This is a genomic window from Bacillus sp. FSL P4-0248 (genome assembly GCF_038593305.1).
GTDB classification, from domain to species: domain Bacteria; phylum Bacillota; class Bacilli; order Bacillales; family Bacillaceae; genus Bacillus; species Bacillus safensis.
Genome location: NZ_CP151983.1, coordinates 1,084,343 through 1,107,406, shown reverse-complemented (window position 1 = coordinate 1,107,406; position 23,064 = coordinate 1,084,343). Strand labels below are relative to the sequence as shown.

26 protein-coding genes are annotated in these 23,064 nt (G+C 41.7%); 5 read left to right on the top strand and 21 right to left on the bottom strand.

Annotation, left to right across the window (positions count from 1 at the left end; genetic code table 11):
- Positions 1–58 precede the first annotated feature (58 nt).
- The gene (fabF, locus tag NST65_RS05510) at positions 59–1,300 is read right to left on the bottom strand and encodes a beta-ketoacyl-ACP synthase II (protein WP_034282078.1); all 1,242 of its coding nucleotides are present in this window, start codon (positions 1,298–1,300) and stop codon (positions 59–61) included.
- Positions 1,301–1,321: 21 nt separating this feature from the next.
- Positions 1,322–2,260, bottom strand: a complete 939-nt coding sequence (locus tag NST65_RS05505) for a beta-ketoacyl-ACP synthase III (protein WP_034282079.1) — start codon at positions 2,258–2,260, stop codon at positions 1,322–1,324.
- A 171-nt stretch (positions 2,261–2,431) separates the two neighbouring features.
- Here NST65_RS05505 and NST65_RS05500 point away from each other — a divergent pair, with 171 nt between their 5' ends.
- Positions 2,432–2,665: a hypothetical protein gene (locus NST65_RS05500; RefSeq protein WP_034282082.1), complete on the top strand. Its 234-nt coding sequence runs from the start codon at positions 2,432–2,434 to the stop codon at positions 2,663–2,665.
- 9 nt (positions 2,666–2,674) lie between these two features.
- Here the strand turns inward: NST65_RS05500 and NST65_RS05495 are convergent, their stop codons facing one another.
- The 4 genes from NST65_RS05495 to NST65_RS05480 form a co-directional block, all read right to left on the bottom strand.
- The gene (locus NST65_RS05495; protein ID WP_034282083.1) at positions 2,675–2,872 is read right to left on the bottom strand and encodes a ComZ family protein; all 198 of its coding nucleotides are present in this window, start codon (positions 2,870–2,872) and stop codon (positions 2,675–2,677) included.
- A 12-nt stretch (positions 2,873–2,884) separates the two neighbouring features.
- Positions 2,885–3,847 (bottom strand): BMP family ABC transporter substrate-binding protein, encoded by a 963-nt coding sequence (locus NST65_RS05490; protein ID WP_111927223.1) that lies wholly within the window; start codon positions 3,845–3,847, stop codon positions 2,885–2,887.
- 91 nt (positions 3,848–3,938) lie between these two features.
- Positions 3,939–4,514 (bottom strand): nad binding enzyme, encoded by a 576-nt coding sequence (locus NST65_RS05485; RefSeq protein ID WP_111927221.1) that lies wholly within the window; start codon positions 4,512–4,514, stop codon positions 3,939–3,941.
- A 73-nt stretch (positions 4,515–4,587) separates the two neighbouring features.
- Entirely contained in the window at positions 4,588–5,328 is a 741-nt protein-coding gene (locus tag NST65_RS05480; RefSeq protein ID WP_111927219.1) for a hypothetical protein, read from the bottom strand.
- 212 nt (positions 5,329–5,540) lie between these two features.
- Between NST65_RS05480 and NST65_RS05475 the strand changes: the two genes are divergently transcribed.
- A complete protein-coding gene (locus tag NST65_RS05475) occupies positions 5,541–5,735 on the top strand; it encodes a YjzD family protein (protein WP_003211779.1) in 195 nt (64 codons plus the stop codon).
- 112 nt (positions 5,736–5,847) lie between these two features.
- On the opposite strand, the gene NST65_RS05470 is transcribed toward NST65_RS05475, so the two are convergent.
- The 13 genes from NST65_RS05470 to NST65_RS05410 form a co-directional block, all read right to left on the bottom strand.
- Positions 5,848–7,113, bottom strand: coding sequence for an MFS transporter (locus NST65_RS05470; RefSeq protein WP_046310541.1), 1,266 nt, complete (start codon positions 7,111–7,113; stop codon positions 5,848–5,850).
- A gap of 163 nt (positions 7,114–7,276) precedes the next feature.
- On the bottom strand, positions 7,277–7,456 hold the full coding sequence (locus NST65_RS05465) for a YjzC family protein (protein ID WP_008348517.1): 180 nt from the start codon (positions 7,454–7,456) through the stop codon (positions 7,277–7,279).
- Positions 7,457–7,558: 102 nt separating this feature from the next.
- Positions 7,559–8,509 (bottom strand): ornithine carbamoyltransferase, encoded by a 951-nt coding sequence (argF, locus tag NST65_RS05460; protein WP_111927217.1) that lies wholly within the window; start codon positions 8,507–8,509, stop codon positions 7,559–7,561.
- The gene (locus tag NST65_RS05455; protein ID WP_111927215.1) at positions 8,506–11,586 is read right to left on the bottom strand and encodes a carbamoyl phosphate synthase large subunit; all 3,081 of its coding nucleotides are present in this window, start codon (positions 11,584–11,586) and stop codon (positions 8,506–8,508) included. The genes argF and NST65_RS05455 overlap by 4 nt, the downstream gene beginning before the upstream one ends.
- Positions 11,579–12,640, bottom strand: coding sequence for a carbamoyl phosphate synthase small subunit (locus NST65_RS05450; RefSeq protein WP_024425061.1), 1,062 nt, complete (start codon positions 12,638–12,640; stop codon positions 11,579–11,581). Before NST65_RS05450 ends, NST65_RS05455 begins: the two co-directional genes overlap by 8 nt.
- A 71-nt stretch (positions 12,641–12,711) precedes the next feature.
- Positions 12,712–13,863: an acetylornithine transaminase gene (locus tag NST65_RS05445; protein WP_041117114.1), complete on the bottom strand. Its 1,152-nt coding sequence runs from the start codon at positions 13,861–13,863 to the stop codon at positions 12,712–12,714.
- Positions 13,860–14,636 carry an acetylglutamate kinase gene (gene argB / locus NST65_RS05440; protein ID WP_025093396.1) on the bottom strand — a complete coding sequence of 259 codons (777 nt, stop codon included), beginning with the start codon at positions 14,634–14,636 and terminating at the stop codon, positions 13,860–13,862. Before argB ends, NST65_RS05445 begins: the two co-directional genes overlap by 4 nt.
- Before the next feature lie 14 nt (positions 14,637–14,650).
- Complete coding sequence (argJ, locus tag NST65_RS05435; protein WP_061109664.1) at positions 14,651–15,871, bottom strand: bifunctional ornithine acetyltransferase/N-acetylglutamate synthase; 1,221 nt, start codon at positions 15,869–15,871, stop codon at positions 14,651–14,653.
- 22 nt (positions 15,872–15,893) lie between these two features.
- Positions 15,894–16,931, bottom strand: a complete 1,038-nt coding sequence (gene argC, locus NST65_RS05430; protein ID WP_061109663.1) for an N-acetyl-gamma-glutamyl-phosphate reductase — start codon at positions 16,929–16,931, stop codon at positions 15,894–15,896.
- A 137-nt stretch (positions 16,932–17,068) separates the two neighbouring features.
- Positions 17,069–17,617: an MFS transporter gene (locus NST65_RS05425; protein WP_061109662.1), complete on the bottom strand. Its 549-nt coding sequence runs from the start codon at positions 17,615–17,617 to the stop codon at positions 17,069–17,071.
- Complete coding sequence (locus NST65_RS05420) at positions 17,614–19,059, bottom strand: FAD-binding oxidoreductase (RefSeq protein ID WP_065214219.1); 1,446 nt, start codon at positions 19,057–19,059, stop codon at positions 17,614–17,616. Before NST65_RS05420 ends, NST65_RS05425 begins: the two co-directional genes overlap by 4 nt.
- 123 nt (positions 19,060–19,182) lie before the next feature.
- Positions 19,183–19,491, bottom strand: coding sequence for a metal-sulfur cluster assembly factor (locus NST65_RS05415; protein WP_024425066.1), 309 nt, complete (start codon positions 19,489–19,491; stop codon positions 19,183–19,185).
- 46 nt (positions 19,492–19,537) lie between these two features.
- Positions 19,538–20,323, bottom strand: coding sequence for an alpha/beta fold hydrolase (locus tag NST65_RS05410; RefSeq protein ID WP_111927213.1), 786 nt, complete (start codon positions 20,321–20,323; stop codon positions 19,538–19,540).
- A 137-nt stretch (positions 20,324–20,460) separates the two neighbouring features.
- Here NST65_RS05410 and NST65_RS05405 point away from each other — a divergent pair, with 137 nt between their 5' ends.
- From NST65_RS05405 to NST65_RS05395, 3 genes are all read left to right on the top strand, one after another.
- Complete coding sequence (locus NST65_RS05405; RefSeq protein ID WP_024425068.1) at positions 20,461–21,273, top strand: Cof-type HAD-IIB family hydrolase; 813 nt, start codon at positions 20,461–20,463, stop codon at positions 21,271–21,273.
- A gap of 88 nt (positions 21,274–21,361) precedes the next feature.
- Entirely contained in the window at positions 21,362–21,511 is a 150-nt protein-coding gene (locus NST65_RS05400; RefSeq protein WP_024425069.1) for a hypothetical protein, read from the top strand.
- Entirely contained in the window at positions 21,508–21,699 is a 192-nt protein-coding gene (locus tag NST65_RS05395; RefSeq protein ID WP_024425070.1) for a DUF3813 domain-containing protein, read from the top strand. The genes NST65_RS05400 and NST65_RS05395 overlap by 4 nt, the downstream gene beginning before the upstream one ends.
- A gap of 51 nt (positions 21,700–21,750) precedes the next feature.
- Here NST65_RS05395 and NST65_RS05390 read toward each other — a convergent pair whose 3' ends face one another.
- On the bottom strand, positions 21,751–22,206 hold the full coding sequence (locus tag NST65_RS05390) for a BsuPI-related putative proteinase inhibitor (RefSeq protein WP_024426502.1): 456 nt from the start codon (positions 22,204–22,206) through the stop codon (positions 21,751–21,753).
- Positions 22,207–22,220: 14 nt separating this feature from the next.
- Positions 22,221–23,063 carry a YitT family protein gene (locus NST65_RS05385; protein ID WP_024425072.1) on the bottom strand — a complete coding sequence of 281 codons (843 nt, stop codon included), beginning with the start codon at positions 23,061–23,063 and terminating at the stop codon, positions 22,221–22,223.
- Between the last annotated feature and the right edge of the window lies 1 nt (position 23,064).

Below are 23,064 nucleotides of genomic sequence, written 5' to 3'. Positions count from 1 at the left end.
TTCATCATATGCAAAAAAGCGGCGATCTGTTTATCGACCGCCGCTTTCTCAGAAAGTATTACGCTTCGTATTTTTTGAAAATAATTGTCGCATTATGCCCGCCAAAACCAAGTGAGTTACTTAAAGCCACTTGTACTTCTTTTGAACGTGCTTCATTTGCTACATAATCAAGATCACATTCTTCATCCGGTGTTTCAAGATTAATGGTTGGAGGAAGGACGCTGTCTTTAATCGCAAGAACAGAGAAAATGGCTTCTACTCCGCCTGCTGCGCCAAGTAAGTGACCTGTCATTGATTTTGTCGAACTGATCGCAAGCTGGTTCGCATGCTCTCCGAACACTTCTTTAATCGCCATTGTTTCAAATTTATCATTGTAAGGTGTGCTTGTACCGTGGGCATTGATATAATCAATATCTTCCACAGACAACCCTGCATCTCGAATCGCTTCTTTCATTGCACGGACGCCGCCTTCTCCATTTGGAGCTGGTGCTGTAATATGGTAGGCATCTCCAGTTGAACCATAACCAACGATTTCTGCATAAATGGTCGCACCACGTTTTAAGGCATGCTCAAGTTCTTCAAGAACAATAATCCCTGCACCCTCACCCATGACAAATCCGTCACGGTTTTTGTCGAACGGACGGCTTGCTGTCTTTGGATCAGGATTTGTCGAAAGGGCTTTGTTCGCACAGAAACCTGCAAACGACATTTTTGTTAATGGCGCTTCTGTTCCGCCTGTGATCATTGCATCTGCATCTCCGCGCTGAATAACTTTAAATGCATCACCAATCGAGTTTGTTCCTGTTGCACATGCTGTCACCGTACAAGAGTTAACCCCTTTTGCGCCAAGTGCAATAGAGATTTGGCCTGTCGCCATATCAGGAATCATCATTGGGACGAAGAATGGACTGACGCGTCTTGCCCCTTTATTTGAATACACTTCGAACTGCTCTTCAAATGTTTCAAGCCCGCCAATACCAGACCCAACCCATACACCAACACGCGGTGCGATTTCATCTGTGATTTCAAGACGTGAATCTTCCAGCGCTTTTTGAGCTGCAACGACTGCATATTGTGTGAAGCGTGCCATTTTCCGCGCTTCTTTTTTCTCCATGTAATCTTCAATGTTAAAATCTTTTAGTTCTGCCGCTACTTTTGCGGTATATTCACTTGAATCGACACGTGTAATCGGTCCAACCCCTGATACACCCGCTAAAGCATTTTTCCATGTTGACTCTACATCGTTGCCAAGAGGTGTCAAAGCACCTAATCCTGTAACAACTACTCGTTTCTTATCCATTAATTTGTGCACCCCACTCTTTTATCGGCCCCATCGCATAGCGATTGCGCCCCAAGTTAATCCGCCACCAAAACCAACCATTACAATCACATCGCCGTCATGAATTTTTCCGGCTTCGATTTCTTCACATAGTGAAATTGGAATGGATGCTGCTGATGTGTTTCCATATTTATGAACCGTCTTCGACATTTTTTCAACCGGAAGCTCTAAGCGTTCGCGTGCTGCTTCCATAATGCGAATATTTGCTTGATGCGGGATCAAGAAATCAACGTCTTCTTTTGATAGTCCAGCTTTTTCAATGACATTTACACTTGACTCTCCCATTTGTCTTACAGCAAATTTAAATACTTCTCGTCCATTCATGATTGTATGATCTTTTTCATCTAAGTACAAGTGCTTCCCGCCGCTTCCATCTGCTCCAAGTTCAAATGATAGAATTCCTTTGCCTTCGCTGACTTCTCCCAGCACAGCAGCTCCAGCTCCATCTCCAAACAAAACAGCAGTATTACGGTCATCCCAGTCTGTAATGCGAGAAAGCTTTTCTACACCGACAACAAGCACGTGTTTGTAAGTTCCTGATTCGATAAATTGTTTTCCAGTTACAAGCCCATACATAAAGCCAGCACACGCAGCGCTAATATCCATTGCACATGCTTTATGTGCACCGAGCTGCTCTTGAATCATGCAAGCAACTGTCGGAAATGCTTGATCTGGCGTGACTGTCGCCACAAGAATCATATCGATATCTTCTGCAGCCACATCTGCGGCAGCTAATGCTTTTTTTGCAGCAGCAAGCGCCATATGAGATGTATTGACATCATCAGATGCAATTCTTCTTTCTTCTATACCTGTTCTAGTACGAATCCACTCGTCAGAAGTTTCAACCATTTTTTCTAAATCATGATTTGTTAATACTTTTTCAGGTATATAGCGGCCAAGGCCAATAATTCCAGCATTCATTGAATAAGACTCCTTTTACTCATACGAGCATGTGATATTGTGATCTTATATTAGTATCTGGTACTAATTTTACCTTATTTTTTTCTTCTTGGCAATACAAACGTCTAACCTTTCCTCTCACTTTTTTCATAGATTAATGATATATACCAATAGTAGAAAGGAACATGTGATATGGCACAAAAAGATATTTTCTCAGCAATGATGTTTGGACAGCCGATTGAGAAGGAGAAAAGCAAGACAGAGGCAAAGGAGGAACGTGCGGAGACATCTTCAAGTGAGGACTCAATTGACTACATGCATGTCATGAATCAAATTGGGAACATTATGAACTCCATCGATGAGCTGAAGCCTGTGTTTAAAGATGTTGGTCCTATGATTAGTGCCTTCAAGAAAAAATTATCATAAAAAAAGCCACTATTCTGTGGCTTTTTCTGATTCTGCATCTGCTTTTCCAAGCTCGTATGCTTCCTGCATGACAGATGTAAATAATGTTAGAAGCGGCTGAAGTGCTTCAGGGTCAAGCTGAATCCCTGCTTTATCTAACTCTTCCTTCGCCTGCGGAAAATACTTCATGGCAATTTGTAAAAATTCCATCGATTTTTCGTGCTGCATGTCGTCGTCTCCTCACTTTTCATTTGGCAGTTTTCCGGTTTTTTTGTAAGACGCAATATCACTTTCAATGTCTTTCACAAAAGCGTCGTCAATGGTGGAGCTAAATTTCCCCATCTCGACCACTCCTTCTTTAAAATCAAAGGAGTACTCATCTTGTTCATTTAGCTTGCCTTCATTAAACTTCTTTGCAATGATACTGTACGCCTTATCAACATGCTGTACAGTGCTCGTTAAAACTGTATGGCTGCCGAGGTTGGATTGATCGGTGACGTACCCGATCGCTGATAAATTATCGGCTTTGATTTGTTCAATGACAGGGATATTATAACCATCACCTGCTGGATACACAACATCAACGCCCTGCTTTTTTAATTTTTGATAGAGCTCCACCGCTTTGTCAGCATCATCCCAGTTTTCGACAAACTCTGCTAATACTTGTACATGTTCATCTTGATATTTTGCTCCTTTGATAAAGCCGTCTACTTCACTTTGCCAATCATATGTAGCAAGAATACCAATCTTTTTTGTTTTTGACATATGTGCAGCTGTCATGCCTCCGAAAAAGCCCATCGCTTCACCTTTAAACGTCACGTTTGTGACATTGCCCGTCTGAGGCTTGTTTCCATTGACCGTAATAAATTGTATGTTTGGATAATCTTCACTGATCAAGTTAAAAATTTCACTGTATTCATTGCCATGGCCAATAATTAAATTGACTCCTTTTTTATGGAATTCTTCAATGGCATCAACGATTTTCTCCTTGTCGACCATTCCTTCCTTATAATAAACATCTACACCAAATGTTGATTGGATACTTAATAAGCCTTTATAACCTTTCGTTCCCCAAACTTGATCATTGATCGTATCGGGGACGAGTAAACCCACCTTCTCAATTTTTCCTTTTAAAGGCGCCTGCGAGCAGGCAGATAATAGAAGAAGGAACGAAAAGATCATGACAAGCCGCTGGTACTTCATGCCATGTTCAACTCCCTTTTGCAACATGCAGTGATGAACCTGTATGTTAAATATAGGTTTATTTTATACTGAAAAAAGATAAGATGGAAGATCATTCTTGCTTTTTGTCGAAAAATGTTGAGTTTTGTCTTTTCCATTCTGCAATCATGTCTTCTGCTTGTTTGTCATCTATTTGGCTTTCTACCTTCAATTCATACGTCATGTCCTGTCTTTGACCTGTGTCCGAAGCCCATTGTAACAATTCCTTTGCCACATCTTCTACAAAAAGTGAATCTGCACGCTTTGTTTGATCTTCATTGAGTGTCCATGGTCCGAACATGCGAGGAAGAATAACTGCCGGCACATTCTGTTTCGCTGATTCGTTTTCAGGTTTTTCATAAAGAATCTGGTACATGCCATGCTCTGCTTTGATGTCTTTCTGCCTGTTATGCGGTTCCTCTGATTGAATAAAAATGAGGTCATACGTGTCTTTGCTATCCTGAAGGTCAATGACACGAACGAGATCATTTCTGCCCAGCCACATCATCCGCTCTTCTAACAGTGTCTTTTGTTCTTCTTTAAGATCATGAGGACGCGTGATATCCACTTGAATGCCCTCTTTCATCATATATTCACAAAGTGTCAGGCCAAAAAACTCATCTGCCCCTATGATCAGTCCTGTTTCCATGTTCACGTCCCCTTTTTTAATATCGAATAAAAAGAAGAGCCCTTTCTATGAAGGGCTGTTATCATCCTATTCATCACAATTCTCTTTCATGCGATTTATAAAACTTGTGAATGGATTGAAAGATTCTTCTCGGATGATCAAACATATGCAGCGTGAGATCGACCTGACAATGTTCTGGATTTTTCATATGCTGATCAATAAAAGGCTTTGCGTGAAGTTCATATGCATAAGGTGCGCCGTTTAGCCTTTGCCATATATGAATCGGTACATGAGCAGAATGAACAGGACAAGAAGGCAGTGGATACGTTTCAGCTTCCTTTTCAGAACAGCCATAGCTCTCTGCTAACTCTTTGAGCAGCTGCTTATAAAAGAATTTGTGTTCCTGTTCTCTTTCTCGTTGTGCATCCAGATTCAGACATGGATTCACCATCGCAATGGACCTTAGTACTTCAGGCATCTCCTCAGCAAGGCTCATAGCAACAAGTGCACCCATTCCCTCTGCGAGCACATGAATTTCCCGGTTTAATATTTCTTGTTTTAGTGTGTGATGCACGAGCTGCTTGGCACTAAAAACAGCATCTTCGCATCCCCAGTGATTCCCATGAAGATGACTATTAAACAATGTATATCCTTCATCCTTTAAGGCAGTTAAAAGCTGGTTTCTTCCATAATGCTGAAGCCAGAATGATGTATTTTCCTGCACAAAGTGATTTCGGTCACCGAGGATTAGAATGCCAAAGCCATTTGGTTTTTGAGGAAGGTGAATGATGTTCCACTGGGAACCAAGCTGGAAAAAACGTTCGCTTACACCCATATGGCCAGCCTCCTTTCAGTGATTCTGCTTTCTATGATATGAACAACAACTCTTGTAGGAATAAGGAAATCCCCTAAAGACAGAAGAATTCTTTTTATTTTTATAGCAGAAGGTCTTAAAATGGTCACATAAAGGCGGAAAACAGTCTTTTCCCTTCACTTGCATCTATGGTATGATAATCAATAGATTGTTACATAAAGGACGGTGGGATTATGCATTATATTATCACCCTCATTTGGACTTTTCTGCTGACACATATGGCTGGTTACATCGTTGCCTCTATGAATGGAGCTGCTTATGATTTTACGCTCACTTCCATTCTTGCAGTTGTGTTTACGGTTATTTTATTCATCTTTGCTGAAGTAAGTCCAATGAAAGAAACGGAAAGTTCAACAAAACATTCTTAATATGACTTGTGAAAAAGAGCTAAATTGATGTTTAGCTCTTTTTTCTTTCTTTTCAGAGTGATTGCGGCACGCTAAAACCCCCTGCCTTAAACATACAGGGGGTTTTTATTGTTTATACCTCGACGGTTTCGGACTTCTGTTTGCCCTCTGTCAAATGGCTTTTCGCAAGCCCTGTAAACAGGAAGATCGCGATACCTGATAAAATTTCAAGGATTCCTCCGCCAGCAATGACAGGTCCCGCTCCAAATCTTTCTGCCAGGACGCCTGATACGACAGCTGCAAGCGGGAGAAAGACATTTGATGAGGCATTGATCACAGCATATACTTGCGGCTGATCCTCTTGGTCAACAGATGTTTGAATAATGACCATTTCCGGCACATTGATCGCACTGACAGCAGCTCCGAAAATAAAGGAAGCAAGCAGAACAACCGGCAGCCATGTACTCATCCCTGTCATAAAGAATGCAGCCCCTTCAATCATGCCAGCGACAATAAAGAACAAACCAAATCTCTTAATTTTCACCTTTGCCAGAGCAAAGCCCATCATAAACGCGCCAACTGCGGCAACACCTCTTAAAATGGAATACACCATGGAGTCGCTTTGCAGCGCTTCTGCTACGTATACCGCTGACAGTGCCTGCCACGGAGCTGCTGCGACATTCATTAAAATACAATACAGCGTGAGCGCAAATAAAATGTGGTGGTTTTTGACAACGAGAAACCCTCTTTTTAAGTTATACAAATATGTATTCTTCGCTTGTTTAATGCCCGCTGCTTTTTCTTCATCGGTTTTCTTTAGTTTGACCCCGATAATAAACAGACCAGAAATCACAAATAAAGCAGTGGTGATCAGCAGAGTATCTGCAGGTCCAATTAATTTAACCAAAAGACCAGCTACCATGACTGCTGCAAGTGCAACAATCTCAAAAGAAGATTGCAGGATTGCATTTGCTTTTTGAATGAGATGCTTTGGAACAATCTGCGGTAAGATCGCCACCGAAGCTGGATTATATGCTGCACCTGTTGCCGATTGAATAACCATTAATGAAATCAATAACCATAGAGGCAATAGATGCGAAAAGTGCAGAAGTGGAATAATGAGTACAATTGTTGCTCGAACAACATCTGAAGCGAACATCCATTTAGACAAATGGTGCTTTTTCATAAGAGGTCCTAAAATTGGGGCTAACAAAGATGAAGGGAGAACCGTTACTGCTAGAAGAAGTCCTGTACCGAGCGCTCCATCCCCTCTTAAAATCAATAGCCAAAGGACGGATGTAAAAGCAAAACTTTCCCCTGTGTTTTTAATGAGTCTTGATATGAATAATGAGGTGAAGCGTTTATTCCAAACACTTTCACTGAGATTCATCTTTTCCATCACACAAATCCTTTCAACAATATATTACATATTTTACCTTAAGTTCTCTCTTTTTCATACTATTTATTTGAAAATTTGAACTTAATTGTTTTTTATTATAAAGAAAAAAGAGGCATGACACATGCCTCTAAAGTCTTATTCCTGCTGACTCTTAGTCAATTGCTTACGGCTTTCTTTGGTAGGTCCAAACACGATTATGGTTCGAGTTATCAGGAAAGACGTCGCCTGCTTTAAGCTTAATCTTTAAAGGATCTTTTACCATACTGCCAGTTTCACCGATCTCGATATACACACCATTATTCGGTGCTTTATTCCCTGATTTAAACTGATGCTGCTGACCCATTTTCATCCTCCTTTCTCGATTGATGTTATTATGTCCCGTCCCTTGCCTCTCCAATCCTTTATGCAAAAAGTCCCTGCTCATACGAGTCAGGGACACTTGGATTTATTTGGATGTTTGATACATAAGTTCTTTCATTAACGCTTTTTGCACATGCAGGCGGTTTTCTGCCTGTTGAAATACTTTTGAGTGCGGCCCGTCAATAATATCTGCCGTCACTTCTTCCCCGCGATGTGCCGGGAGACAATGAAGGAAAATATAATCCTTTGCTGCATGACTCATCAGTTCGTTATTGACTTGATATTCTTTAAATTCAGCAAGACGTTTCTCTGTTTCTGCTTCCTGCCCCATGCTTGTAAACACATCTGAATAAATAACATCTGCCTCTTTTACAGCTGCAACAGGATCTGTTGTCACGGTCACTTCTGCCCCTGATTGTTTTGCAAACTCACGGGCAGTGTCTGTGACTTCTTGAAGTGGTTCATAGCCTTTTGGTGATGCAACCGCAATGTCACAGCCTAGCTGCGCACAGCCGACCATCAAGGAGTGCGCCACGTTATTTCCGTCACCGATATAGGCCACTTTGATTCCTTTTAAAGTACCTTTTGTTTCTTTAATGGTTAATAAATCAGCAAGCGCCTGACATGGATGTGAGTAGTCGGTTAATCCATTAATGACTGGAATAGACGCGTATTGTGCAAGCTCTTCAACCTTCTCATGTTCAAAGGTTCGAATCATAATACCATCGACATAACCAGACAGCACCTGCGCTGTATCACTGATGGTTTCTCCTCTGCCAATTTGCAAATCATTTGAGCTGAGGAAGAGCGCATGTCCTCCTAGCTGCGTCATCCCCGCTTCAAACGAGACACGGGTTCTAGTTGAAGATTTTTCAAAGATCATCGCTAACGTTTTTCCTTTGAATAAATCTTGATATGGGTTTTGTTTCATTTCTTCCGCTTTTTCAATTAAATATGCAATCTCATGGATTGAGAAATCTTTTAATGATAAAAAGTCTTTTCCGTATAATGCCGGTTGCACGTCGACTTGACTCATGCCGTCACTTCCTTTTTATATAATTCATGGAGCGATACTGGTGATACATCTCCATTTTTTCCTTGCAGGAATGCTTGAACTGTTTCATATTCGGTTAGGACTTGAACGCCGTGTGTAAGTGCTTTTACACGCTGCTCTTTTGCCTCTTCATCTTCTCCTAAATGAATATGAAGGGATTTATCTTCATTCTGCAGCCAAGATTCAAAGCTGCCAGTCCAGACGTCAAAGCCTGCATGCTTCGCTTCATCTATCAATTGCTCGCTGCCTTGTATAAAAAGGCTTCCTTTTTGCTTCCAGATCGGCGCAAATACTTTTTTCAATGCGCTTTCGGCGTTCTTGCCTACACACATTCCTTCTCCAGTCGCTTTCATTTCAGGTGTCAGCTTGAGGTCGATATCTTGAATGGCATGTGATGAGAACACTGGGAATTTGACCGCTGTCCCCCCTTTGTTTTTCGTTGCAGGGTTTAGTTCTTCAAGCGATGCACCAGCTAATAATTGAGTGGCCATTGGGATCATATCAATGCCCATTACCTTACTGACGACTGGTACAGTCCGGCTTGCCCGCGGATTCACTTCTAATACAAGCGCCTGATCCCCTTTGATGACAAATTGGATATTCATAATGCCCTTGAATGATAATTTCTTCGCTATTTGTTCAGACGCGGTATGCACCTGCTGTTTGATGTCTTCACTGATTGAGATACTTGGTAAAATGGCAAAACTGTCACCTGAGTGCACGCCCGCTTTCTCAATATGTTCTACGATGGTTGGAATGAACGCCTTTTTTCCGTCAGAAATAAGATCCACTTCAATTTCTTTTCCCGTGACATACTCATCAATTAAGATTGGGTATGGCAAATGATCTGGCTGATCAAGCAGTGATGCCAAATGTGCTTCTGACTGAACAACGATCATTCCCATTCCACCAATGACATACGATGGGCGAATTAATACAGGGTAACCGATGCTTTTCGCATGTACGAGTGCTTCTTCTTTTGAATGAGCCGTATCTCCTTTTGCGTGAGGAAGATTCAGTTCATCAAGAAGCTGATAGAATAAATCGCGGTCTTCAAGTGCATCCAGCGTATCAAAGGACGTACCTAACAATGTGACACCGGCTTTTTCTAAGCCTTCTGCGACGTTAATCGCAGTCTGTCCGCCAAATTGGACAATGACAAAATCAATTTGTTCTGCTTCCACAACGTTTAGGATGTGCTCTAATGTAATCGGCTCAAAATATAAACGATCTGCAATCTCATAATCAGTACTGACTGTTTCTGGATTGTTGTTCATCATGATGGTTTCAAATCCAAGCTTTTGCAAGGTCAGAACGCCATGAACAGCGCTATAATCAAACTCGACCCCCTGCCCGATTCGAATCGGACCAGAGCCAATGATGAGTGCACGCTGCTTTGTTTTTTCTTGATGTTCACCATCGCTTTTGCCGAAGTAGGTGGAATAGAAGTAATTCGTTTTAGCATCAAATTCCGCCGCACATGTGTCGACAATTTTAAATGAAGCAGCAATGCCGTATTCTTGACGAAGCTGCCTGATTGACTCTTCCGTGTGACCCGTAAGAAGAGCAATCGTTTCATCAAGGAAACCCTTTTCCTTTACCTTTTTCAAGGTATCTTTTGATAGCGTCCCCTTATGATCTTTCAATTCTTGTTCGAGCGTAATCATATTCTGGAACACATGTAAGAAGAATCGATCGATTTTCGTCGTTTGATGAATCGTTTCAACCGTTTCTTGTCTTGAAAGAAGCTCCATAACAGCGAAAAACCGGCGATCGTCTGGTGTTTTGATAAGTTCAAATAAAAGTTCTGTCGATTGCTCTTTCAGTTCTGGCAGGTGGAAGCCCTTCGTTTTAATTTCAAGTGATGCAACTGCTTTTTGAATGGCTGACTCTAAATTCCGATCAATCGCCATGACTTCACCAGTGGCCTTCATTTTTGTGCCTAATTGACGGTCTGCCTGTTTAAATTTATCAAACGGCCAGCGCGGGAATTTCACGACAACATAATCGAGTGCCGGCTCAAAACTAGCATAGGTTGTACCTGTAAGCGGGTTTTTCAATTCGTCTAGCGTATAACCCACCGCAAGCTTAGCTGCCATTTTCGCAATCGGATAGCCTGTTGCTTTTGATGCAAGAGCAGAAGAACGGCTGACCCGAGGATTCACCTCAATGACAAAGTATTCTTTACTGAGTGGATCAAGGGCAAATTGGATGTTGCAGCCGCCGACTACATCCAGCGCTGAAATGATTTTCAGGCTTGCAGAACGGAGCATTTGGTAATCCTGATCCGTTAATGTTTGGGAAGGTGCAACGACAATCGAGTCTCCTGTATGCACACCAACTGGATCGATATTTTCCATGTTGCATACCGTGATACACGTATTTTGACGGTCTCTCATGACCTCATATTCGACTTCTTTAAAGCCAGCTATGCTTTTTTCAACTAAACACTGGTGAATTGGACTCGCTAAAAGAGCTCCTTCAATGAGCGGCTTAAACACCTCTTCTGTTAGAGCGATTCCGCCGCCTTTACCGCCAAGTGTGTATGCTGGTCTTAGGATGACTGGGAAGCCGACTTCTTTTGCAAATTGAAGAGCATCTTCCGCATTATCCACAATTTCACTATCTGGCACGGGTTCGTTCAAATGCTTCATGAGAGCACGGAATTTCTCTCGATCTTCACCGTTTTCAATGGTTTCAACTGACGTTCCGAGCAGAGTCACCCCATGCTTTTTCAGCACACCGGCTTTTTCCAGCTCGACAGCAAGGTTTAAAGCCGTCTGTCCGCCAAGGTTGGCTAAAAGACCATCTGGTTTTTCCTTTTCAATGATTCTTGTCACTGAATCAACTGAAAGCGGTTCAAAATAGATTTCATCAGCAAATGACTCGTCTGTCATAATGGTTGCTGGGTTATTATTCACTAAGATGACTTTGTAGCCTTCTTCTTTTAAGGCCATACATCCTTGTGTTCCTGAGTAATCAAATTCTGCTGCCTGACCAATGATGATTGGACCAGACCCGATGACTAGAATGGTTTGTATGCTTTGATCTTTAGGCATGTGCGACTTCTCTCCTTGCTTGTTTCACTTTCTCAATAAAATCATCGAATACCCATTCACTTTCAGCAGGCCCTGGGTGTGCTTCTGGATGAAATTGAACTGACATAATCAGCTTTTCTTTATGAATGAATCCTTCTACAGATCCATCATTGACATGAAGGAATTTCACATCCACTTCTTTGTCATTCATGCTTTTTTCATTCACAACATAGCTATGGTTCTGACTTGTCATAAAGACACGTTTGGATTCTGTATCCTGGACAGGATGATTCGCTCCCCTGTGGCCAAATGGCAGCTTATACGTATCTCCGCCAAGTGCAAGAGCGATTAATTGGTGACCTAGGCAGATCCCAAGTGTCGGAAATGACATCATGATGTCATGAATTGTTTTTAAATACGGTGTCATGGTTTTCGGGTCTCCAGGTCCGTTTGACAAGAGGATCGCATCCGGCTTGATCTCAAATACCTTTTCCATTTGTTTATATGGAATGACGGTTACTTTACAGCCGCGCGCTGCAAGCGAATCTGCAATTGATTTTTTAAAGCCAAAATCAATGAGCGCCACATGTTCCTCACCGCTGCCTTGTGTGTAGATTTCACTATCTGTCACCTGTGCGACGACATTGTCTTGTTTCATTGCAGGCGGCGTTTCGTTTTCGTCTACACTGAGCACAGCGTTCATCGTTCCATTTGCCCGGATGTTTTGCACGACTGCGCGCGTATCTGTATGTGTCAGAAGCGGGATATTCCACTTTTGTAAATAATCTTTTAAGCTGACCGCTGCAAGATGATGTGAAAAATGCTCTGCTGCCTCGTACACAACTACCGCTTTTACTTGAGGCTTCTTGCTCTCAAAGTCTTCATGGTTAATGCCGTAATTTCCGATCAGCGGATAAGTGAAAACAATGATCTGACCTTTATAGGAAGGATCTGTGAGCACCTCTTGATAACCTGTCATACCTGTAAAAAAGACCACTTCACCTGTGATGCCAGCTTCTCCTGTCAGATCTCCTTCAAAAGAGGCTCCATCTTCTAAATTTAAATAACCCTTCATGCTTATGTCACCCCAAAATTGAATAATTAATGATATAAATGCATTTTTATACGTTTGTTTGTAAAAAAAATTTACACCGAAACTGTTTTATTGGCTAATACTTGAACAATTGTTTCGATCGCTTGATCCAGCTCTGCTTTCTTCACATTCAGCGGAGGTAATAAACGAATGACATTCGGACCAGCTGGAAGCACCAGCAGCCCTTGTTCTCTAAGAGCTGTGATATAGCCGGCGACTGGCTGATCACATTCAATACCTGCCATCAATCCTTTTCCCCGCACTTCTTTTACGATATTCAGCTGTTTGACATTTTGCAGCTTTTCTAACAGGTAATCACCCTTTTCTTTCACTTCTGAAAGAAACTCTTCTTTGAAAATGACATCGAGTGTCGCATTCACAGCCGCCATGGCAAGCATATTTCCACCAAATGTTGTACCATGTGAACCTGGCGAGAATGCATCTCCTAGAGCTTTTTTCCCTATGACTGCACCAACTGGAAAGCCGCTTCCTAACCCTTTTGCCGAAGAGATAATATCAGGGTCAAGACACGTCTCTTCGTACGCAAATGCTGTTCCTGTTCGACCGATGCCGGTTTGGATTTCATCTACAATCAGCAGTGCTTCATGCTTTTTGCAAAATGCTTGAACGGCTTCTAGAAATTCTGGTGTCGCTGGATTCACTCCACCTTCACCTTGCACAACCTCCAGCATCACCGCTGCCACATCATCGACTTCACACGCTGACATAGCGTCTGGATCATTAAACGGTACGTAGTGAAAGCCTTCTAGCATAGGGCCAAAGCCAGTTTTGATTTTATCTTGGCCTGTCGCAGCCATACCAGCATACGTGCGCCCATGGAAAGAGTGCAAAAATGTAATGATATTTGTTTTCCCTGTCGCTTTACGTGCTAATTTAATGGCACCTTCATTTGCCTCTGCCCCGCTATTGCAGAAAAACACGAGATCCCCTGAACTGTTTTCTGCCAGCTTTTCTGCTGCTTTTTCTTGCAGTCCATTTTCAAATAGATTTGAAACATGCCAGACGTGGTCAAGCTGTTCCTTAATGGCTTCATTGACCTTTGGGTGATTGTGGCCTAAATTTGTAACCGCAATGCCTTGTATAAAGTCTAAATATTTTTTTCCATTTGTATCGACTGCCCAAGAACCTGCAGCCTCTTTAATTTCAACATTCCACCGACCATAAGTTTGAAAGAGATGACTCACAGGACCGCCTCCTTTTGTTTCACAATTCTTGTTCCTTTAAAGGTTTCTCCTGTAAAGATACTGCCTTTGCCATTTACGATCATCACTTCATCCACATCACCTGATAAAGCACTCAATGCGGATTGTACTTTTGGAATCATTCCCCCGGAAATAATGCCTTCATCAATGAGTGAAAGGGCTTCTTGTTCGGTGACGACATCTAATAGTTCACCATTTTTTAAAATGCCTTCAACATCTGTGACAAACATAAGCTTATCAGCCTTCATGGCTCCGGCGACAGCTGATGCTGCTAAATCGGCATTCACATTTAAGGTTTGGCATTCTTCCGTCATAGACAGCGGCGCAATCACAGGAATGAATTGTTTTTCCATGAGTGCTTCTGCCATCTCTGGATGAACTTCTTTGATTTCGCCAACGTACCCGTAAACGTCTTGATCTAGGAAATCGGCGACAAGCATCTGCCCATCTTTACCGGATACGCCGACAGATGAAATATCATGCTTTGCGAGCTCTGACACAAAGTATTTATTGACCGTTCCCGAAAGAACCATTTCGGCTACCTCTAACACAGGCTTCGTTGTTTTACGCTGCCCGTCAACAAATTCTGTTTTCACTTCTAATTTTTGCAGCATGTCGGTGATTTCAGGTCCTCCGCCATGCACGATAGCCAGTTTAAATCCAGCGGCTTGAAGTGAGCGGACATTTTCATAAAAGGTATCTGAAAGTTCTCGAATGACACTGCCTCCACACTTGAACACGATCGTTTTATTCATGTCTATCTCCTTCTTTATGTGCGATAGCTCGCGTTAATTTTCACATAATCATAGGTAAGGTCACAGCCCCATGCTGCTGCTTCACCATTCCCCTCACTCATTTGAATGAAAATCGTAATCTCATCCTTTTCTAGATATGCTTTTGCTTCCTCTTCTGAGAATGGCTGCGGTTCATTGCGTTTGAACAAACATTGTCCGCCTAAATAGACTTCTACCTCTTCCGGTGTGACGGAAGCTGCGCTATGACCAATGGCTCCAACGATTCGGCCCCAGTTGGCATCCGTACCATATACGGCAGTTTTAACAAGACTTGAACCAACGATTTTTTTCGCAATGATGCCGGCTTCCAAGTTATTTTTAGCACCAGCGACTTTCGCTTCAATTAATTTTGTTGCGCCTTCTCCATCTCTCGCAATCTCTTTGGCTAAATCCTCACAAGCAAGTTTTAATCCTTCTTTAAACAATGGCCATTCTGGATGCTCTTCATTGAGTACATCGTTTTGTGCCATGCCATTTGCCATCACAAGCACCATATCGTTTGTCGAAGTTTCTCCGTCGACGGTAATTTGATTAAAGGTCACATCCGTAATGTCACGAAGCGCTTGCTGTAAGGCTTCCTGTTCAACATTTGCATCTGTTGTGACAAAGCCAAGCATTGTCGCCATGTTCGGGTGAATCATGCCAGAGCCTTTTGCTGCGCCTGAAATGATAATCTCTTTTTCGTCTATCGTAAGAGTGTATGCTGTATTTTTAATGACAGTATCTGTCGTTAAGATCGCTTCTTCAAAATGGCCTTTTTCGGCTTTTGCTTCTTTTAAATCGGCGATGCCCTTTTTGATTTTATCCATCTCCAGACATTCCCCAATGACACCCGTAGAAGAAACAGCAATGTAATCAGGTGCTACACCTAACATATCTGCACAGGCTGCCTGCATGTCGTATGCGTCTTTTATTCCCTGCTCACCAGTACATGCATTGGCGATAGCACTATTGACAATGACACCTTTTAATTGTCCTGTCTTTTTTAAGCTTTGTTGTGTGACTTTGAGAGGCGCAGCTTGAAAGTGACTTTGTGTGTAGACCGCTGCACTTGCTGCTGGTACTTCGCTGACGATGAGGCCAAGGTCTTTTTTTGAATAGCGCAAGCCAATGTGAATCCCCTTTGCTTCAAAGCCTTTTGGTGATGATACGTCACCGTCTATTTTGACAATGCTTTTTTCATTCAATTCGATCATGTTTGTTGTCTCCCCTGTTCTCTTATGGATAAAGAGGTGTCATTGTGAGGCCCGCCTCTTCATGTAAGCCTTTGATAATGTTGAAGTTTTGAACCGCTTGGCCGGCCGCGCCTTTCATGAGATTGTCTATGACCGACACGATTGTCAGTCTCCCTGTTCGCTCATCTAAATGAAAGCCAATATCACAGAAGTTACTGCCGTATACTTCTTTCGTTTGTGGATAAACGCCGTGATCTCTCACTCTGACAAAATAGGAATCTTCATAAAAGTCTTTCATTCGCTTCATCAATTCTTCTTTTGTGGCTTCTGTTTTTAATTGTGTATACATCGTCGCCATAATCCCTCTTGTCATCGGGACAAGATGCGTAGAAAATGTGACGTTCGCCGTCTGCGGATTCCATTCTCTTAATATTTGCTCTATTTCTGGCGTATGCTGATGCTCATTCACCTTATAAATTTTAAAGTTATCGTTTAGTTCTGAAAAATGCGTGCCAAGTGAGGCAGATCGTCCGGCACCGGACACCCCTGTTTTTGCATCTATTATAATCATGGATTCATCGATGACATTCTGTTTGATGAGCGGTGCTAAACCGAGAAGAACTGCGGTAGGAAAGCAGCCCGGATTGGCAATCACTTCAGCCTGTTGAATTTTGTCACGATTCAGTTCGGATAAACCGTACACCGCTTGCTGGACAGATGCTGCATCCGCTGCCCTTCGTTTATACCAAGCTTCATAGGTTGCTCCATCTTGAATGCGCAAATCACCTGATAAATCAATGATCGGCACTCCTTGATTCATAAGCTTTGGTGTCAGTTCACTAGATACGCCTGCTGGTGTCGCTAAAAACACAGCATCTGTCTCTTGCACAATGGCAGCCGGGTCAATGGCTTTTAATGTTTGGTCAGTCATGTTTGTCAGATGCGGATAAGATTGACTGTATGATTGCCCATCACCACTTGATGAATACAATATACATTCCTCCACATGCGGGTGATGCTTGAAGATACGAACCAATTCCGCACCACCGTACCCTGTAGCACCTATAATACCTATTTTCAACGTCAATACACCCTCTTGATCTTTGTGAAATTATTTAACATTATAACATGTATAAAAATTAATTCAATTGTATATTTAATATTTGTTTTCATTTTTTTTCAACAAAAAAACCGCATGTCTCATGAAGATATGCGGATTTATCTTTCGTTTTTGATATAGAGGACCATGAGTGCACTGCATAAATATAATATGGAGCTTGCATAAAAAATGAAGTAAACGGTAAAGAAATCAGCAAACAGGCCGCCAAGCATAATGGCAATGGATGAAAATAGGGCTGTCCAAAAATGATAGTGACCGACTTCTTTCATTCTTTTGTTCTCTGTTGTCAGATCAGTGACAAGCAGTTTCTCCCCATGTTTTTGAAAGCCGCCCAGCGCACCAAGTGCAAGCTGAATGATATACACTTGCTCCACTTCTGTTATATGCGGAAAAAGCAGCAAAAGAAACGCCATACCGAACGAATGAATGATTAAAAAGAGCCGCCTGTCAGTGGTTTCCGGCAGTTTTCCTAAAAGTAAATGAATAAACGCACCGCTTAAACCAAACAGACCATAGGCGAGTCCAAACTGTGAATAGCTTGATCCAACATTTTTAATAAAAAGAATGTAAAAGGGGAATATCAAACTGCTGGCGAAAAACAGCAGACTTTGAGAGTAGACGAACCATTTCATTGCTTTTGCATTCATTGTGTATTGTACCTCTCATAAAAGTAGTTGGTAAACGTGCCATCTGGATCTGCTTGTTTTTTCTTTTGGAAAAATACATCGGTTTTAGGATAAGCCCGCTTCATTTGCGCCTTCGTTTGATAAGGCATGTACGGTAAGTAATAGCTTCCATCGTGCCGCAGCGTGATATCTGTCATTTTTCGAATGATCCGCTCTGCTTCCGCCTTCTCTTCTTTTTCGAACCCGTAATTCACTAAAAGCACAAGGGCAAACATATCTTGTTTCGCATATGAGAGATCCGCTTTTTCATTTTTTTGAACGTAGCGGATTGTGATATTCATTAGATTCAAATCTTCCTGTTGTAAGAAGGCTCTCATGTCATCGATGTACGCACGAAAACGGTCAACTGGGACGAAATATTCCTGCAGCACATCTGTGTCTGACTCATTTTCATATTCCAAAAAGGCAGAATCAGAACGCATCACATTGTTTCTTGTGATCAGCTGATCATTTTGACTTAGGAAATACTTCTTTTGCAAATTCCAGAGCAGATCTTTCCCCATATCAAATCTCCTTGAAAGGCCGAGCATAAATTTCAATGGCATAACGAGTTGATCTTCTTTCAGCTCTTGATATGATTCGTTTTTTTGATCTGAAGAGAGGGAATAATTCGTCACATACATTTCTTTCAAAAAGTTTGTTTTTGCTGTTGAGATTCTGGCAAGATGCATGCGTACTTCTTTATTGTGTTTGACATGCTTTTGAAAATAATCCGTATACTCATCGTAATCTAGAGAGGTTGTCTCCATTTTATATAATTCATCTTTTGTTAAAGAAAGATCAGCATCTAAAATGACACCGAACAATCCGTATCCCCCAATGACCGCAGAAAACAAATCATCACCTGGCTTTACTGTGACAATCTCACCATTTGCTTTTAACAGCCTAAAGGAACGTACCGTATCAATGAGTGACCCGTAGCGAATGTCACGTCCATGTGCATTTGCACTTAAAGATCCGCCAATTGTAAAGATATTCTGCGATTGCATCACCTTCACAGCTAGGCCATATGGATTCACATATTTTTGTATATCATCCCATGTAGCACCGCTTTGAACCCGAATCGTTTTCTTTTTTGGATCAAACGCTAAAATCTGGCGGAATTCCGTCATATCGAGCACGATGCCGTTTTCATAATATGTGTGGCCGCCCATACTATGCTGTTTTCCGGCAATAGAAATCGGCAGGTGTTTAGCTTTTGCTTCTTTCAATACTTCTTTTAACGTGTCTATCTCTTTCCCTTGAACAACTTTTTTGATTTTGACAGGCATGAGATGACTGACATCAGTAAAAGCCTCAAGATCCTTTTTTTTGTGTACTTGGCCTTCTCGTATAGTGATTGATATAAGAAATGCAGCAGCATATACGATCAAAAGAACGATCCATAGCCATTTTTGTTTCATGATAGGTACTCCGTTCTATAAAATTACATCTATTATATCAAGCTACTCTCTTCCTCCACCTTAATTTTTCATAAAAAAACCTGGCATGAGTTTAACTCATACCAGGCATTTTTCATTTTGTGCTTATTGAATACCGAGCGCGATTTTTGCGTATCTTGACATTTTGTCTCGTGTCCAAGGGGGATTCCATACGATGTGAACTTCTGTTTCTTTTACTTCTGGAAGATCACTTAATGCTTTTTTGACTTCATCTACGATAATTGGTGCAAGAGGACAACCCATTGATGTTAAGGTCATGGTGATATCCGCTTTTCCATTCTCATCAAGATCGACATCATAGACAAGTCCAAGGTTGACGATGTCGACATTCAGCTCAGGGTCAATCACCTGTTCTAGGGCGCCTAAAATATTTTCTTTCAATGCTTCATCCATGATATCCACTCCTTTTTCCATTAGTATAACGTACTTTTTCTTATGACTAAACGTTTGTGCTTTTCAGATGTGTCTCAAACCAGTCTATCGTTTCGAACATCGCTTGTCTTGAGATCTTATGTCCAGCTTGTCCATCAGTGATAAAACGAATCAGATGCGGATCCTGCTTATATTGTGTGGCTACTAACTCATCATATAGAGTTTTTGCGTGCCGGTAAGGGACGACAGGATCGTTTTCTGCATGCCAGAATAACAGCGGTCTTTTGTTTAATCGATCCGTTTGCAGCGTTAAATCATATGGGCGCAGGGCGTCTAATTGCAGATGAACCTCTTCGTCTGTAATGTCTTTCATTAACCCTTTGTGACGCATGTCCATGATTTGTGCTTTTAGAAACGTCGTATAGTTTGGACTTCCCATCAAGCTGACAGCGGCTTTGATCCAATCATGCTTGGCAAGTGCACCAAAGGTGGTGATGCCGCCCATGGATGTACCCGCAACGCCTATCAGATCGGCTTCAATCAATTGTTTTTCTTGAAAGTATGTTTTAAGTATATCGATTTCACGAATTTCGTTCAGGACAATTTCCCAGAACTTTGATGCCAGTTCCTCTAAGCTGAGGTTTTCTGATCTTACACCATGATAAGCACAGTCAGGCAAAATGACTCTTATGCCTTTTTCCGCCAAATGGAAGGCAAAGTGTAAATTATGCTCGCGTGCACTTGTAAATCCGTGAATAAAAAATACAAGCGGCAGCGGTTTGTCTTTATTTTCAGCTTTTACGATATGTAAAAATGGAATATCGCGCGTAATTTGCTCATCAATGGTGATCACAGCCTATGAATCCTCCTTTATCATTCCCGTCTTTGTTTATTTTAACATGTAGACAACAAAGATGTGATAAAGATACACTATAGAAAGAGGCGCTAACATGAATTGCCTCCTATCACTTACAGATCAAAGGAGATTTTATGGAGACTAAACCTTATCTAATCGCACTTGACCTGGATGGCACATTATTAAAAGATGATAAAACCATTTCTGCGCATACACTTGACGTCATTCAAAAAGTGAGAGACAGCGGGCATCACGTCTGTATATCAACAGGCCGGCCATTTCGTTCCAGCTCTCCTTATTATCAGCAATTACAGCTTGATTCACCCATTGTGAATTTTAACGGAGCGTTTGTCCATCATCCTCTTGATGAAAAATGGGGCAGATTTCATACGTCACTTGATCTTCAAGTAGTCAAACAGCTTGTAGACATTAGTGAAGAATATAAAGTGCATAATGTCTTAGCTGAAGTGTTAGACGATTTGTATTTCCATTATCATGATGAAAAACTCATTGATATCTTTAATATGAATGCAAACAAAGTCACTGTTGGAGACCTTAGGGACAACCTTGGAGAGAATGTGACGAGCGTGTTAATTCATGCAAAAGAAGAGGACGTCGGAGCCATTCGAAGCTATTTATCAGATGTTCATGCAGAAGTGATTGATCACAGGCGCTGGGCTGCCCCGTGGCACGTGATTGAAATCATTAAAACAGGCATGAACAAAGCCGTTGGACTGCAAAAGATCAGTGATTATTACGGTGTTCCTAAGGAGCGGATTGTGGCATTCGGAGATGAAGACAATGATTTAGAAATGCTTGAATTTGCTGGATGCGGTGTAGCAATGGGCAACGGAATTGATGCCGTGAAACGTGTCTCAAATGAAGTCACTGATACAAATGAACAAGATGGGATTGCAAAGTTTCTAACGAATTACTTCTCGCTTTAATTTTTCCATTCATACATAGCAGATGAAAGCGGGCATACTACCGTTAGACAGGTTGTCCTGTCAGCTTGTGTAAAGGGGCGGATTCCGAATGGGTAAAAGAAGCAAATCGAAACGCTTTATACAACAAGGTAAAGATTCAGTCAGTCTTCATGACGCACGTTTTCCTTATCGTTCGACACTTGAAGAAGCGTCAGACAGAGGGAATATGAAGACTGATGCTTCTGGAGGTTCATTGTGAGAAACGAACTTTTTGATCAAGCCAAATCGTTTACTGAAGAAGCTCTTACTTCTTCATTTTCATCTGGGTTAGAGCGTCAGCAGGCAGTCAAGCGAGCGAAAAATGCCGTATCCTCTGCATTTGCCAATTCGACAGATGCAGAAAGAAACCAGCTGCATACCTTCCAAGACTTGCTCGATGATCTCTAACATAAAAAAAGCTGTTCACCTAATGTGGACAGCTTTTTCTGATTCCCTCGCTTATTTGACTTGAAATGTTTTCTTCTCCGTGATTTGTTTCAGCCCTTCTGCTTTTCCTTTAAACGTTACGACTGCTTCGTATGTTCCGGGCTTTACACCGTTTGACCATGTATCTTGAAAATCATAGGCCTCGCCTTTTTTCAGCACAAAAGTTTGGATGGCCTGTGTGAACATACGGTCTTTCGAATAGCGGTATTGTTCATTCCCGTTTTCGTCATACACACTAAGCTCGAATTTTTGGCTTGTGTTAAAAGTAAATTCAAAATCTCGGTCTGATTCATTTTTCAGTGACATGTTAAATTGAACTGAAGAACCTTTCTGGACGGGGTCTACTGTGAGCTCAACCGTTTTTTCTCCCATTTGACCGGATACCTCCTTGTCTGGTTCATCCTTTTTTTGTTGTCCACAAGCGGCTAAAACCAATAGAATGAGGAGAAGCACAAACCCTTTTTTCATCTGCTACCCACCTTTTAATCTCGTCTGAAAAATCCAAGAATATTGGTTGTCTGTACAATATTTGTAAAGGCTTTTGGATCGACTTCTTTAATAATTTGTTCAAGTTCATACAGCTCATACCTTGTAATAACGATCACCATCATTTCCTTTTGCTCGTTGGTGAATGCGCCTTTTGCAGGTACAGTCGTAATGCCTCTGACCATTTTTCCGTAAATGGCTTCTTTGATTTCATCTGCTTTCTTCGTGACAATCATCGCGGTCAGCTTCTCATGTCTTGTATGGATGGCATCAATGACCCTTGTGGTCACATATAATGTGACAAGGGTATATAATGCTTTCTCCCAACCTTGTAATAATCCTGCTGTAAAAATGATGATTCCATTTAAAATGAAGAAATACGTGCCAACTGGTTTATCCTTCCACTTCGCTAAAACCATAGCAACAATGTCTAGTCCGCCTGTCGATGCCCCGTATTTGAGCGTAATCCCAATCCCTACTGCGGATATGACACCGCCAAACACAGCATTTAATAAAATATCGTGGGAAACACTCGTTTCTGGTAAAATGCCAAGGAAAATGGTCGTCAGTGCAACACTGATGATGCTGTACAAAGTAAAGGAACGGCCAACTTTCATCCAGCCTAAAATGCCGACTGGAATGTTTAAAATAAATAATAGAATCCCTGTTGATACATAAAATGGCGCATATTGATCGATTAAGCTGGATAACAGCTGGGCTACCCCTGTAAAACCGCTTGCATATACGTCAGCTGGGATTAAAAATAAATTCAGTCCAATCGCATTGAGTAATGCACCAATAACGACGACAATGAGTTTTTTTGCTTCTCCAATGAACATG

Excerpts from the sequence above, each read along its gene's own strand:
- argB (WP_025093396.1), bottom strand. The coding sequence starts at position 14,636 with ATGAATAAAACGATCGTGTTCAAGTGTGGAGGCAGTGTCATTCGAGAA.
- NST65_RS05400 (WP_024425069.1), top strand. The coding sequence starts at position 21,362 with ATGGGTAAAAGAAGCAAATCGAAACGCTTTATACAACAAGGTAAAGAT.
- NST65_RS05485 (WP_111927221.1), bottom strand. The coding sequence starts at position 4,514 with ATGGAAACAGGACTGATCATAGGGGCAGATGAGTTTTTTGGCCTGACA.
- NST65_RS05415 (WP_024425066.1), bottom strand. The coding sequence starts at position 19,491 with ATGGATGAAGCATTGAAAGAAAATATTTTAGGCGCCCTAGAACAGGTG.
- NST65_RS05505 (WP_034282079.1), bottom strand. The coding sequence starts at position 2,260 with ATGAATGCTGGAATTATTGGCCTTGGCCGCTATATACCTGAAAAAGTA.
- NST65_RS05455 (WP_111927215.1), bottom strand. The coding sequence starts at position 11,586 with ATGCCTAAAGATCAAAGCATACAAACCATTCTAGTCATCGGGTCTGGT.
- NST65_RS05390 (WP_024426502.1), bottom strand. The coding sequence starts at position 22,206 with ATGAAAAAAGGGTTTGTGCTTCTCCTCATTCTATTGGTTTTAGCCGCT.
- argJ (WP_061109664.1), bottom strand. The coding sequence starts at position 15,871 with ATGATCGAATTGAATGAAAAAAGCATTGTCAAAATAGACGGTGACGTA.
- fabF (WP_034282078.1), bottom strand. The coding sequence starts at position 1,300 with ATGGATAAGAAACGAGTAGTTGTTACAGGATTAGGTGCTTTGACACCT.
- NST65_RS05480 (WP_111927219.1), bottom strand. The coding sequence starts at position 5,328 with ATGGGTGTAAGCGAACGTTTTTTCCAGCTTGGTTCCCAGTGGAACATC.
- NST65_RS05450 (WP_024425061.1), bottom strand. The coding sequence starts at position 12,640 with ATGAAGGGTTATTTAAATTTAGAAGATGGAGCCTCTTTTGAAGGAGAT.
- NST65_RS05470 (WP_046310541.1), bottom strand. The coding sequence starts at position 7,113 with ATGGAAAAGATGAATCTCAGTGAAAGTGTTTGGAATAAACGCTTCACC.
- argF (WP_111927217.1), bottom strand. The coding sequence starts at position 8,509 with ATGAGTCAAGTCGACGTGCAACCGGCATTATACGGAAAAGACTTTTTA.
- NST65_RS05500 (WP_034282082.1), top strand. The coding sequence starts at position 2,432 with ATGGCACAAAAAGATATTTTCTCAGCAATGATGTTTGGACAGCCGATT.
- NST65_RS05405 (WP_024425068.1), top strand. The coding sequence starts at position 20,461 with ATGGAGACTAAACCTTATCTAATCGCACTTGACCTGGATGGCACATTA.
- NST65_RS05420 (WP_065214219.1), bottom strand. The coding sequence starts at position 19,059 with ATGAAACAAAAATGGCTATGGATCGTTCTTTTGATCGTATATGCTGCT.
- NST65_RS05490 (WP_111927223.1), bottom strand. The coding sequence starts at position 3,847 with ATGAAGTACCAGCGGCTTGTCATGATCTTTTCGTTCCTTCTTCTATTA.
- NST65_RS05385 (WP_024425072.1), bottom strand. The coding sequence starts at position 23,063 with ATGTTCATTGGAGAAGCAAAAAAACTCATTGTCGTCGTTATTGGTGCA.
- NST65_RS05495 (WP_034282083.1), bottom strand. The coding sequence starts at position 2,872 with ATGCAGCACGAAAAATCGATGGAATTTTTACAAATTGCCATGAAGTAT.
- NST65_RS05425 (WP_061109662.1), bottom strand. The coding sequence starts at position 17,617 with ATGAATGCAAAAGCAATGAAATGGTTCGTCTACTCTCAAAGTCTGCTG.
- NST65_RS05465 (WP_008348517.1), bottom strand. The coding sequence starts at position 7,456 with ATGGGTCAGCAGCATCAGTTTAAATCAGGGAATAAAGCACCGAATAAT.
- NST65_RS05475 (WP_003211779.1), top strand. The coding sequence starts at position 5,541 with ATGCATTATATTATCACCCTCATTTGGACTTTTCTGCTGACACATATG.